The sequence below is a fragment of the Streptomyces sp. NPDC004629 genome (genome assembly GCF_042873595.1).
In the GTDB taxonomy this organism is placed as follows: domain Bacteria; phylum Actinomycetota; class Actinomycetes; order Streptomycetales; family Streptomycetaceae; genus Streptomyces.
In genome coordinates this window covers 1-12,399 of sequence record NZ_JBIALO010000012.1, presented here as the reverse complement: position 1 = coordinate 12,399, position 12,399 = coordinate 1, and the positions used below count along the sequence as shown (strand labels likewise).

Genomic DNA, 12,399 nt, shown 5'->3' with positions numbered 1-12,399 from the left:
CGACCACGCCTCACCCCACCGCACAGGGAGCCAATCTGATGTACGACTACGACCTCCTGGTCGTGGGATCGGCCAACGCCGACCTGGTGATCTCCGTCGAGCGCCGCCCGGATGCCGGCGAGACCGTGCTGGGCTCCGACCTGGCCGTCCACCCCGGCGGCAAGGGCGGCAACCAGGCGGTCGCCGCCGCCCGGCTCGGGGCCCGTACGGCGCTGCTCGCCCGGGTCGGCGACGACGCGTACGGGCGGCTGCTGCTCGACTCCCAGCGGGCGGCCGGTGTGGACACGGTGGGCGTCCTGGTGGGCGGCGCGCCTACCGGGGTCGCGCTGATCACCGTGGACCCGTCCGGCGACAACAGCATCGTGGTCTCGCTGGGCGCGAACGGCCGGCTGACCCCGACGGACGTACGGGCCGCCGGCAGCCTCTTCCACGCCTCCAAGGTGGTCTCGACGCAGTTGGAGATCCCGCTGGAGACGGTCGTGGAGGTGGTGCGGAACCTGGCCCCGGAGAGCCGTTTCGTGCTCAATCCGTCCCCGCCGCGTCCGCTGCCGCAGGAGGTGCTGGCCGCCTGCGACCCGCTGATCGTCAACGAGCACGAGGCGCGGGTGATCCTGGGCGAGGGCCGGGTGGGCGAGCGGCCCGAGGACTGGGCGCGGATCCTGCTGGCGAAGGGCCCTCGGTCGGTGGTGGTGACCCTGGGCGCCGAGGGCGCGCTGGTCGCCGACGCCGCCGGGGTCGTCCGGGTGCCGGCGGTGCGGGTGGCCGCCGTGGACACCACGGGCGCCGGGGACGCGTTCACGGCGGCCCTGGCCTGGCGGCTCGGGGCGGGCGCCACGCTGGCCGAGGCCGCCGGGTACGCGGCCCGGGTCGGGGCGGTGGCCGTCACCCGGCGGGGTGCCCAGGAGTCGTTCCCGACCGCGGGGGAGGTCGACGCGCTGTGAAGAAGGCGGGCATTCTCAACCGGCAACTGTCCGGTGCGATAGCCGAGTTGGGACACGGGGACGGGGTACTGGTGTGCGACGCCGGGCTGCCGACACCCCGCGGTCCACGGGTCGTGGACCTGGCCTTCCGGGCCGGCGTGCCGTCGTTCGCCGAGGTGCTGGACGGGCTGCTCGACGAGCTGGTGGTGGAGGGCGCGACGGCGGCCGACGAGGTGCGTGCGGCCAACCCGGCCGCCTTCGCCCTGCTCCACGGGCGCTTTCCCGAGCTGACCCTGGTCTCGCACGAGCGGCTCAAGCGGCTCTCCGAGGACGCCCGCCTGATCGTCCGCACCGGCGAGGCCCGCCCGTACGCAAACGTGCTGCTGCACTGCGGAGTGTTCTTCTAACGGCCGTACGGCACCTGGTGCTACGGCGGTGCCGAGAGCGCCCGAAGGGGCGCGGGGAACTGCGCGACCAGCCACGACGCCGCCGCAGCCGACCGACGGCACATCGTGGCACTGTCAAGGCCGCGCAGCTCTACGCCGTCAGCGCAGCACATGCTCCAAGAACAACGCGGCCGTCTCAGTCAGCACCGCGCCCCCGTCCCGTGCCCACAGCCGCTCGTTGAAGAGTTCGACCTCGATGGGCCCGGTGTACCCGGCCGCCGTCACGTATCCCAGCCACTCGCGCATGTCGATCGCGCCGTCCCCGATCTGTCCGCGTCCGTTGAGCACGCCCTCGGGCAACGGGGTGGTCCAGTCGGCGAGTTGGAAGGTGTGGATGCGGCCGCCCGCGCCGGCCCTGGCGATCTGCTCGGGCGCGGTGTCGTCCCACCAGATGTGGTACGTGTCCACGGTGACGCCGACCTGGTCGGCCGGGAAGCGTTCGGCCAGGTCCAGGGCCTGGGCGAGGGTGGAGACCACACAGCGGTCGGCGGCGTACATCGGGTGCAGCGCCTCGATGGCCAGCCGTACGCCGTGGGCCTTGGCGTACGGGCCCAGTTCGGCCAGCGCGTCCGCGATCCGCTCGCGGGCGCCGCGCAGGTCCCGGGAGCCGGCCGGCAGGCCGCCGCAGACCAGCACGAGCGTGTCCGTGCCCAGGGCGGCGGCCTCGTCGACGGCCCGGCGGTTGTCGGCGAGGGCCGCCGCCCGCACGTCCGCATCGATCGCCGTGAGGAAGCCGCCGCGGCACAGGGTGGTCACGGTCAGCCCGGCGTCGCGCACCAGCTTGGCGGTGGCCTCGACGCCGTACGCCTGGACCGGCTCGCGCCACAGGCCGACGTGGGTGACCCCCGACACGCCGCATGCCTCGGCCAGTTCGGGCAGCGACAGCTGTTTGACGGTCATCTGGTTGATGGAGAAACGCGCGAGGTCCGCGCGGTTCGTGCCGCTCATCGGTGCACCCCGTAGAGCGCGAGCAGGTCCTTCATCCGCTCCTCGGCCAGCTTGGGGTCCGGAAACAGGCCCAGGCCGTCGGCGAGTTCGTAGGCGCGGGCCAGATGCGGCAGGGAACGGGCCGACTGGAGGCCGCCGACCATCGTGAAGTGCCTCTGGTGGCCGGCCAGCCAGGCCAGCAGGACCACGCCCGTCTTGTAGAAGCGGGTCGGCGGTTGGAAGAGGTGACGGGACAGTTCGACGGTCGGGTCGAGAAGGGCGCGGAAGCCCGCCGTGTCCCCCGTGTCGAGGGCCCGGACCGCCTGGGCCGCGAGCGGGCCCAGCGGATCGAAGATGCCGAGCAGCGCGTGGCTGAAGCCCCGTTCGTCGCCCGCGATCAGCTCGGGGTAGTGGAAGTCGTCGCCGGTGTAGCAGCGCACGCCCTGCGGGAGCCTGCGGCGCAGCTCGACCTCGCGCCGCGCCTCCAGCAGGGAGACCTTGATGCCGTCGACCTTGTCGGGGTGGGCGGCGATGACCTCCAGGAAGGTGTCGGTGGCCGCGTCCAGGTCGGCCGAGCCCCAGTAGCCGTCGAGGGCGGGATCGAACATGGGGCCCAGCCAGTGCAGGATCACCGGCTCGGTGGCCTGGCGCAGCAGATGGCCGTAGACGTCCAGGTAGTCCTCGGGTCCGGCGGCGGTTCGGGCCAGCGCCCGCGAGGCCATCAGGATGGCCTGCGCGCCCGACTCCTCGACGACGGCGAGCTGTTCCTCGTAGGCGGCGCGGATCTCGGCGAGTGAGCCGCCGCTGAGCTGGTCGGTGCCGACGCCGCAGGCGATCCGGCCGCCGACGGCCTTCGCCTCGGCCGCGGACCGCCGGACGAGTTCGGCGGCGCCCGCCCAGTCCAGGCCCATGCCGCGCTGGGCGGTGTCCATCGCCTCGGCGACGCCCAGACCGTGCGACCACAGGTGGCGGCGGAAGGCGAGGGTGGCGTCCCAGTCGACGGCGGCCGGCGAGTCGGGGGACTCATCGGCGTACGGGTCGGCGACGACATGCGCCGCCGAGAAGACCGTACGGGAGGTGAAGGGGGTGCCGGGGGTCGGCGCGAGCGGCTCGGTGCGCGGCTCGTAGGTGCGCAACGCGCCGTGTGCGTCCGGGAGTCGGATGGTCACAGCGAGATCTCCGGTACGTCGATGCGGCGGCCCTGCGCCGAGGACTTCAGGCCCAGTTCGGCGAGTTGGACGCCGCGGGCACCGGCCAGCAGGTCCCAGTGGTAGGGGGCGTCGGCGTAGACGTGCTTGAGGAACAGCTCCCACTGGGCCTTGAAGCCGTTGTCGAACTCCCCGTTGTCGGGGACCTCCTGCCACTGGTCGCGGAAGTCCTCGGTGGCGGGGATGTCCGGGTTCCAGACCGGCTTGGGGGTCGCGGAGCGGTGCTGCGCGCGGCACTTGCGCAGGCCGGCGACGGCCGAGCCCTCGGTGCCGTCGACCTGGAACTCGACGAGTTCGTCGCGGTTGACGCGCACCGCCCAGGAGGAGTTGATCTGGGCTACGGCGCCGCCCTCCAGTTCGAAGATGCCGTACGCGGCGTCGTCCGCCGTGGCGTCGTAGGGCTTGCCGCGCTCGTCCCAGCGCTGCGGGATGTGGGTGGCGGCGAGGGCCTGGACGGAGGTGACCCGGCCGAACAGCTCGTGCAGGACGTACTCCCAGTGCGGGAACATGTCGACGACGATGCCGCCGCCGTCCTCGGCGCGGTAGTTCCAGGAGGGGCGCTGGGCGGGCTGCCAGTCGCCCTCGAAGACCCAGTAGCCGAACTCGCCGCGCACGGAGAGGATACGGCCGAAGAAGCCGCCGTCGATCAGCCGCTTCAGCTTGAGCAGGCCGGGGAGGAAGATCTTGTCCTGGACGACGCCGTGCCTGATGCCCTTCCGCTGGGCGAGGCGGGCGAGTTCCAGGGCGCCGTCGAGGCCGGTGGCGGTGGGCTTCTCGGTGTAGATGTGCTTGCCGGCCGCGACCGCCTTCTTGATCGCCTCTTCGCGGGCCGACGTCACCTGGGCGTCGAAGTAGATGTCGACGCTCGGGTCGGCGAGGACGGCGTCCAGGTCGGTGGCGACGTCGTCGAGGCCGTGCCGCTCGGCGATCGCCCTGAGGGCGGGCTCGCGGCGGCCGACGAGGATCGGCTCGGGCCACAGCACGGTGCCGTCGCCGAGGTCGAGTCCGCCCTGCTCGCGCAGGGCGAGGATCGACCGGACGAGGTGCTGGCGGTAGCCCATGCGCCCGGTCACGCCGTTCATGGCGATACGCACCGTCTTGCGTGTCACGTCAGTCCCTTCATGTAGCAAGCGCTTTCTATCCTGAGAAGCTAGCCTCTGACCAGGGGTCCGTACAAGGGGGTCCGTACAAGGGTGTGTCCGCGTCGAGTGGCTGGAGGGGGCGAACGGCGGGTCTGTTGGCCGTATGGTCTGCTCGGGGGCCGACGTGCTGGGCGGGGACGGGCCCGCGCGGGGCGGACCCGCTCGGGACGGACCGCACTGGGTGGACCGCACGGGGATGGACCGCCCGGGGGCACGGGCGCACCGCACCCGCACGGGGGCGTCGGCACAGGGCGCACCGCACCCCTCTTGACGACGACATGCACGACCGGAGGACGACGAGATGACGGTGACCCTGGCGGACGTGGCGGCCCGCGCCCAGGTCTCGCCCGCGACGGTGTCGCGCGTGCTGAACGGCAACTACCCGGTGGCCGCCGCCACCCGGGAGCGGGTGCTGCGCGCCGTGGACGAGCTGGACTACGTCCTCAACGGGCCGGCGAGCGCGCTGGCCGCGGCCACCTCCGACCTGGTCGGCATCCTCGTCAACGACATCGCCGACCCCTTCTTCGGCATCATGGCGAGCGCCATCCAGAACGAGATCGGCGGGCCGGGCGGGCGCGCCGGCGGCGAACGGCTGGCCGTCGTCTGCAACACCGGCGGGTCGCCGGAGCGCGAACTGACGTACCTGACGCTGTTGCAGCGGCAGCGCGCCGCGGCGGTGGTGCTCACCGGCGGCGCCGTCGAGGACGCCACACACGGGGCGGCGGCCACGGCGAAGCTGCGCAAGCTGAGCGCCGCGGGCACCCGGGTGGTGCTGTGCGGGCGCCCGCCGGCCCCGGACACCGAGGCCGTCGCCCTGACCTTCGACAACCGCGGCGGCGGCCGGGAACTGACCGAGCACCTCATCGGCCTGGGCCACCGCCGCCTCGGCTACATCGCGGGCCCGCAGGAGCGTACGACCACCCGGCACCGGCTGGAGGGCCACCGCGCGGCGCTGTCCGCGGCCGGTGTCGACGCGGACCCGGGCTGGACGGTGCACGGCCGCTACGACCGGCGCGCCGGCTACGAGGCGACGCTGGAACTGCTGCGCCGGGACCCCTCGCTGACGGCGGTGGTGGCCGCGAACGACTCCGTCGCGCTCGGCGCGTGCGCGGCGCTGCGCGAGTCCGGTCTGCGCATCCCCGAGGACGTCTCGGTGGCCGGCTTCGACGACCTGCCGTTCAGCATCGACGCGGTGCCCGCGCTGACGACGGTCCGCCTGCCGCTCGCCGAGGCCGGCGCACGCGCGGGCCGCGTCGCGATGGGCCGCGAGGAGCCGCCCCCCGGCGGAATCGCCATGATCCGGGGCGAACTGATGGTCCGGGGCTCCACGGCCACACCACGCCACGACCGCCTACCACCAACCTGAACGCACGCCTGCGGCGGGCTCGGCGGGGGTGGGGTGTGTGATCGGCGGACGCGCAAAGTGTGGCGGACGGCAATCCCAGCAGGCGCCTGCGGCGGACCCGACGAAAGACGAGCGTGTGATCAGCGAACGCGGAGGGTGCGGCGGACGGCAATCCCGACGGGCGCCTGTGGCGGGAGACGGGCGCGTGATCAGCGAACGCGGAAAGTGTGGCGGACGGCAGTTCCGACCGGCGCCTGCGGCGGGCCCGTGGGGAGGCGCGTCTGTGATCGTCTAGGGCGGCAAGCACCACGGGTGGCGGGCACGGAAAGGGACCCACATCCCGCCGACCACCCCCAGCCGGCACAGGTGGACGGCAGGCCCAGCGGGCGCCTGCCGCGGGCCCGGCGGGAGACGGGCGTCTGGTCAGCGAACGCGGAGGGTGTGGCGGACGACAGGCCCGGCAGGCGCCTGCGGCGGGCCCGTGGGGAAACGCGTCTGTGATCGTCTAGGGCCGCAAGCACCACGGGTGGCGGGCACGGAAAGGGACCCACACCCCGCCGACCATGCCCCGCGGGCACAGCAAATGTCGTGGATGGCAGGCCCGGCGGGTGGTGCGTGTGTGATCGGTGGACGCGGCAAGCGCCTTGCGTGGCGGGCGCGGTGAGAAACGCCCCGTCGGCCGTGCCCAGTGCCGCGGCATTCGCCAGGGACGGCGGTTGGGCGTGGACGGGGGTGAGGCGGTGGTCTAGCCTCGGGGGAGGTCATCTCTGACTGAGTCAACTATCGGATCCTTCGGAGCCACCCGAAGATCGGACCACCGGGGCCGCATCATGACCGTCCAGGACATCCGCGCCTTCAACCGCTTCTACACGAACCTCATCGGCGCCCTCGACTACGGCCGCCACCTGTACGCCCCCTACACCCTCACCGAGTCCCGCGTCCTGTACGAACTCGCGCACTCCTCCCGCACGGACGCCGCCGACCTGCGCGGCGAGCTGTCCCTGGACGCGGGGTACCTGAGCCGGATCCTGAACAAGTTCGAGCAGGACGGGCTGATCGAGCGCGCCCCGTCCGAGAAGGACCCCCGGCGCCGGCGGGTCAGCCTCACCCCGCGGGGCCGGCAGGCCGCGGACCTGCTGGACGAGCGGGCGCGGGAAAGCGTCGGCTCCCTGCTCGGCTCCGTCGACCCCGGCGACCGGCCCCGGCTCGCGGAGGCGATGCGCACCATCCGGGGCATCCTGGGCCCGGACGGCCGCGCCCCCGGCCACCCCACCGGCCGCGAGGACATCACGCTGCGCGAGCCCCGGCCGGGCGACCTCGGCTGGATCGTGCAGCGCAACGCCGCGCTGTACGCCGCCGAGTACGGCTGGAACTCCGACTACGAGGGGCTGGTCGCCCGCATCGTCGCCGACTTCGCGGAGGACCACGACCCGCATCTGGAGCGGGTGTGGATCGCCGAGGACGGCGGCGGGCGGCCCCTCGGCTGCGTCATGTGCGTACGGGACGAGGCGCCCGCCACCGCCCGGCTGCGGCTGCTCCTCGTCGAACCGGAGGCGCGCGGCCTCGGGGTCGGGGACCGCCTGGTGGGGGCCGTCGTCGGCTTCGCGCGCGAGGTCGGCTACCGGGACGTGGTGCTGTGGACCAACGACGTACTCGCCGCCGCCCGGCGCATCTACCAGCGCCACGGCTTCGTGCTCGTCGCCGAGAAGCCGCACCGCTCCTTCGGCCGCGACCTGAACGGGCAGGACTGGCGGCTGGATCTGCGCGGAACCGGAACGTGACCAGTAAGGTCCGTGGTCATGAAGTTCGCCTTCTCCACCCTCGGCGTTCCCGGGCTGCCCCTGTCCGAGGTGCTGGCCCTCGCGACCGCGCACGGCTACCACGGCATCGAACTGCGCGCCCATCCGGAGGAACCCGTGCATCCGGGCCTCGGACCCGCCGAACGGGCGGAGACGGCCGCCGCGTTCAAGGCGGCCGGGGTCGAGGTGCTGGGCCTCGCGGGGTACGCGCGGGTCGCCGCGCCCGGTGCCGACGAGCCCGTGCTCGCCGAGATCCGGCGGCTGCTCGAACTCGCCCACGACCTGGGCGCGCCGTTCGTACGGGTCTTCCCCGGCGGGGGCGACCGGCCCGCGTCGGACGCCGACGCGGCCGCCGTCCGACGGCTCGCCGCTGCCGCCGAGCAGGCCGCGGCCCTCGACGTCCGCATCCTGCTGGAGACCCATGACTCGCACCGCACCGGGGCCGCCGTGAGCCGCGTGCTCGGCGCGGTCGGGCATCCGCAGGTCGGTGCGCTGTGGGACGTGATGCACACCTGGCTGGGCGGCGAGCAGCCCGCGGAGACCTACCGGGCGCTCGCCCCGTACCTCGGCTACGTCCAGGTCAAGGACATCGCCTCCGCCGATGACACCACTCCGCTGCCGCTCGGCGCCGGGGTGCTGCCGCTGACCGAGTGCGTGGACGTGCTGTGCCGGTACGGCTGGGACGGCTGGCTGTGCTGGGAGTACGAGAAGCGCTGGTACGAGTCGGTCGCGCCGCTTCCGGGCCTGCTGGGCGCGGGCCGCGCGCACCTGGCGCGGCTGCTGAGCGAGGCGGCGTAGCGGCACGTCCGTGATCCCGGTGGGTGCTGTGCGTTCCCTTGACTGGCAGAAACTTCCCGGATATTGGTGAATCCCCGGAAGTTTCCTTCAGTGGTCCACCCCCCGCATCTCCACGGATCCCCCTCCGGAAGGAGCGCACGTGCACGACACGAGCACGGGAAACACCGCTCAGCCCGCCAGACGCACGGTCCTCGCCGCGACCGCGGGCATCACCGCCGCCCTCGCCGCGGGCGGCACCGCGCACGCCGACGCCGCACGCGGCGACAAACGGCTCCGCGCCCTCATCTCCCGCATGACCCTGGAGGAGAAGGTCGGCCAGCTCTTCGTCATGCGGGTGTACGGTCACTCGGCCACCGCCCCCGACCAGAGCGACATCGACGCCAACCTGAGCGAGATCGGCGTACGGACCGCCGCCGAGCTGATCGCCGAGTACCGCGTCGGCGGGATCATCTACTTCACCTGGGCGCACAACACCAAGGACCCCCGCCAGATCGCCGAGTTGTCCAACGGCATCCAGCGGGCCTCCCTCGACCGCCCCCGCGGGCTGCCCGTCCTCATCGCCACCGACCAGGAGCACGGCATCGTCTGCCGGGTCGGCAGGCCCGCCACCCTCTTCCCTGGCGCCATGGCCGTCGGCGCGGGCGGCTCCCGCTCCGACGCCCGGACCCTGGGCCGCGTCTCGGGCGCGGAACTGCGCGCGATGGGCATCAACCAGGACTACTCCCCCGACGCCGATGTGAACGTCAACCCGGCCAACCCGGTCATCGGCGTACGGTCGTTCGGGGCCGACCCGGACGCCGTGGCCGCTCTGGTGGCGGCCGAGGTGACGGGATATCAGTCGTCCGGGGTCGCGGCGACCGCCAAACACTTCCCCGGGCACGGCGACACCGCCGTCGACAGCCACTACGGCTTCCCCGTGATCACCCACAGCCGGGACCAGTGGGAGTCACTGGACGCGGCGCCCTTCCGCGCCGCGATCAAGGCCGGCATCGACTCGGTCATGACCGCGCACATCCAGTTCCCGGCACTGGACGACTCCGGCGACCCGGCGACCCTGTCCCGTCCCGTCCTCACCGGCATCCTGCGCGGGGAACTGGGCTACGACGGCGTCGTGGTGACCGACTCCCTCGGCATGGAGGGCGTACGGACCAAGTACGGCGACGACCGGGTGCCGGTGCTCGCGCTGAAGGCGGGCGTCGACCAGTTGCTCAACCCGCCGAACCTCGACGTGGCCTGGAACGCCGTACTGGAGGCCGTGCGCGGCGGCGAACTCACGGAGGCGCGGCTCGACGCATCGATCCTGCGCATCCTGCGTCTCAAGGCCCGGCTCGGCCTGTTCGACCACCCCTACGCCGACCACGACCGGGTCGGCCGCGCCGTCGGTACGCCCGCGCATCTGGCCGCCGCCGACCGGATCGCCGAGCGCACCACGACCCTGCTCGTCAACGAGGGCGGCGTCCTCCCGCTGTCCCGCCGCACGCACCGCAAGCTCCTGGTGGTGGGCGCCGATCCGGCCTCCCCGTCCGGCACCACCGGCCCGCCCACCGGCGTCCTGGCCGCCGCCCTCACCGAGCTGGGCTTCACGGCCACCGCGCTGTCCACCGGCACGGCACCCTCCGCTGCCACCATCGCCAGGGCGGTGACCGCTGCGCGGGACGCGGACGCGGTGGTCGTCGGGACGTACAACGTCTCGGCGGCCGGGTCGCAGAAGTCCCTCGTCGAACAGCTTCTCGCCACCGGGAAGCCGGTCGTGGCCGTCGCCGTGCGCAACCCGTACGACGTCGCGCACCTTCCGTCCGTACCGGGCTACCTGGCGACGTACTCGTGGACCGACGTGGAACTGCGCGCCGCCGCCCGGGTGATCGCCGGACGCGTCGCGCCGCGGGGCAGGCTGCCCGTGCCGGTGCAGCGGGCGGACGCCCCGGGCCGGGTGCTGTACCCGATCGGGCACGGGCTGTCGTACTAGGCGCTCCGCTGGATGTGCCGCTTTGTGCCGTCGGTCGTCTGCGTGCCGTCGGTCATGTGCGGCGCCGTCGGTCATGTGCGGCGCCGTCGGTCATGTGCGGCGCCGTCGGTCATGTGCGGCGCCGTCGGTCATGTGCGGCGCCGTCGTGGCTGGTCGCGCAGTTCCCCGCGCCCCTTTGGGGCGCTGTAGTGGGCCAGCGGCCTGGCCGCCGACGGGTCCGCCGCGACCGCCGGGGAGGCGACGCCGGCCCAGTCCAGGATGCGGGCGGTGGCGAGCGCCTTCTCGTCGGCCACCAGACCGGCCACGTTCGCACCGTGGTTCATGCCGGGCGCGGTCACCACGTACGAGTCCCGCGCGCCGTGGCCGAGACGGAACCGCTCGGAGCCCCACGGGTCGTTCTGGCCGTAGACGAAGAGCATGCGCGTGGCGTGGTGGCGGACCCAGGTGTCCACGTCGCGCATCGCGTTCGGCTGGAACTTCATCGGGATGGACCGGGGCACGAAGTTCCGGGGCGGCTGGTAGCCGTACTTGATGTACTTCTTCTCGATGTACGGGAAGTGGATCGTCGGCGCGCCCAGCTGCGTGCCCGCCTGGTAGTAGTACGGCGTGTACTGCTCCAGGCCCTGGTCGGTGTAGGCGGAGAACCCGGAGATGGCGTCGACGGAGTCCCAGATCTCCTGGTCGCCGGCGTGCTCGGCGTCCGCCGGGACGGTGTCGCAGGCGGACAGCCCGCTGTACTGCCAAAAGCCCCAGACGTAGTCGAGGACGACGGCCTCGTAGGCGCGGTCCAGGCCGCCGATGGTGTCGAAGGTGTAGCCGTTGTCGGCGGCGTACGCCGCGTACGTCTTCTCCAGCGCCTGACGGCGCACCAGCGCCTCCCGCTGGACCCCGTTCAGCCGGTCCCGGCACTCCTTGGTGCCGACGGTCGCGAAGAACCGGTCGTAGGCCGAGTCCTCTTTGTCGACCACGTCGTTGGGGGCCACGTACGCCACCACGCCGTCCATGTCGCGCGGGTAGAAACGCTCGTAGTAGGTGGCGGTCATGCCGCCCTTGGAACCGCCCGTCGCAAGCCAGTTGGCGGGGTAGATCTTCTTCAGTGCCGTGAAGACACGGTGCTGGTCGCTCGCCGCCTGCCAGATGTCGAGCTTGGACCAGTCGGCCGGGGACGGGCGGGACGGCGTGAAGAAGCGGTACTCCATGGAGACCTGGTTGCCGTCCACGATCTGGGTCGGCTCGCGGCGGCCGGGGCTGGTGGAGACGTTGTAGCCCCCGGTGTAGAAGACCGTCGGGCGGGAGACGTCCTTGTGCAGCACGGTGATCCGCTGCTGGAACGTGCCCTTGGACGGGTGCCGGTGGTCGACCGGCTGGGTGTAGGTGAGGACGAAGAAGCGATAGCCCGGGTAGGGCTTCTCCTCGACGAGACTCATGCCCGGTACGGCGAGGAGCCGTTCCTTGATGTCCGTGCCGTCGGTGGTGGCCGACGGGGCGGCGGTGGCCGCGCCCGCCGTGCTCAGCGTGCCTATGAACACCGTGAGCGCGAGCAGCCATCTGAGCGCCTTGCGCATGCACCCTCCCTGTGAAACAGATGTGCGCCGGAAGCTATCGGAGCAACTCGCTTCACACCAGGGGGGGTTCGGCTCAGCAACCGGTCGGGGCGCGCGGGGGCGACCCCGGGGAACCGGCTGTCGCGACAGTCCGCCCACGCGTCGCGGGCGGCGCGTGCTCAGGGTTCGCTTCCGCTGCGGGGACGGGTGGGGGTGCCTCTATGTCGTTCGTCAAGGCGCCTATGTCGGGTTTGAGGCGGTTCGGGGTTTCTGGGTTATGCGGCGAGCTCGATGTTCTTCGGCG

10 protein-coding genes are annotated in these 12,399 nt (G+C 72.7%); 6 read left to right on the top strand and 4 right to left on the bottom strand.

Translation table 11 applies throughout. From position 1 onward, the window contains the following. The first annotated feature begins 38 nt into the window (after positions 1 to 38). Entirely contained in the window at positions 39 to 941 is a 903-nt protein-coding gene (locus tag ACFYTE_RS19690; protein WP_388711664.1) for a ribokinase, read from the top strand. Beyond that, positions 938 to 1,327 (top strand): D-ribose pyranase, encoded by a 390-nt coding sequence (gene rbsD, locus ACFYTE_RS19685; RefSeq protein WP_388711661.1) that lies wholly within the window; start codon positions 938 to 940, stop codon positions 1,325 to 1,327. The genes ACFYTE_RS19690 and rbsD overlap by 4 nt, the downstream gene beginning before the upstream one ends. Positions 1,328 to 1,465: 138 nt before the next feature. Here the strand turns inward: rbsD and ACFYTE_RS19680 are convergent, their stop codons facing one another. The 3 genes from ACFYTE_RS19680 to ACFYTE_RS19670 are packed head-to-tail and all read right to left on the bottom strand — an operon-like array spanning position 1,466 to position 4,610. Further along, positions 1,466 to 2,314: a sugar phosphate isomerase/epimerase family protein gene (locus ACFYTE_RS19680; protein ID WP_388711658.1), complete on the bottom strand. Its 849-nt coding sequence runs from the start codon at positions 2,312 to 2,314 to the stop codon at positions 1,466 to 1,468. Then, a complete protein-coding gene (locus ACFYTE_RS19675; protein ID WP_388711655.1) occupies positions 2,311 to 3,462 on the bottom strand; it encodes a dihydrodipicolinate synthase family protein in 1,152 nt (383 codons plus the stop codon). The genes ACFYTE_RS19680 and ACFYTE_RS19675 overlap by 4 nt, the downstream gene beginning before the upstream one ends. Next, entirely contained in the window at positions 3,459 to 4,610 is a 1,152-nt protein-coding gene (locus tag ACFYTE_RS19670; protein ID WP_388711652.1) for a Gfo/Idh/MocA family protein, read from the bottom strand. Before ACFYTE_RS19670 ends, ACFYTE_RS19675 begins: the two co-directional genes overlap by 4 nt. 334 nt (positions 4,611 to 4,944) lie before the next feature. On the opposite strand from ACFYTE_RS19670, the gene ACFYTE_RS19665 reads away from it, so the two are divergent. The 4 genes from ACFYTE_RS19665 (at position 4,945) to ACFYTE_RS19650 (ending at position 10,551) form a co-directional block, all read left to right on the top strand. After that, positions 4,945 to 6,009, top strand: coding sequence for a LacI family DNA-binding transcriptional regulator (locus tag ACFYTE_RS19665; RefSeq protein ID WP_388711649.1), 1,065 nt, complete (start codon positions 4,945 to 4,947; stop codon positions 6,007 to 6,009). An 809-nt stretch (positions 6,010 to 6,818) separates the two neighbouring features. Then, positions 6,819 to 7,769, top strand: coding sequence for a GNAT family N-acetyltransferase (locus ACFYTE_RS19660; protein ID WP_388711646.1), 951 nt, complete (start codon positions 6,819 to 6,821; stop codon positions 7,767 to 7,769). 18 nt (positions 7,770 to 7,787) lie between these two features. Beyond that, positions 7,788 to 8,585 carry a sugar phosphate isomerase/epimerase family protein gene (locus ACFYTE_RS19655; RefSeq protein ID WP_388711643.1) on the top strand — a complete coding sequence of 266 codons (798 nt, stop codon included), beginning with the start codon at positions 7,788 to 7,790 and terminating at the stop codon, positions 8,583 to 8,585. A 139-nt stretch (positions 8,586 to 8,724) separates the two neighbouring features. Continuing rightward, on the top strand, positions 8,725 to 10,551 hold the full coding sequence (locus ACFYTE_RS19650; protein WP_388711640.1) for a glycoside hydrolase family 3 protein: 1,827 nt from the start codon (positions 8,725 to 8,727) through the stop codon (positions 10,549 to 10,551). Between the two features lie 128 nt (positions 10,552 to 10,679). Here ACFYTE_RS19650 and ACFYTE_RS19645 read toward each other — a convergent pair whose 3' ends face one another. Next, positions 10,680 to 12,116: a S28 family serine protease gene (locus ACFYTE_RS19645; RefSeq protein ID WP_388711637.1), complete on the bottom strand. Its 1,437-nt coding sequence runs from the start codon at positions 12,114 to 12,116 to the stop codon at positions 10,680 to 10,682. Between the last annotated feature and the right edge of the window lie 283 nt (positions 12,117 to 12,399).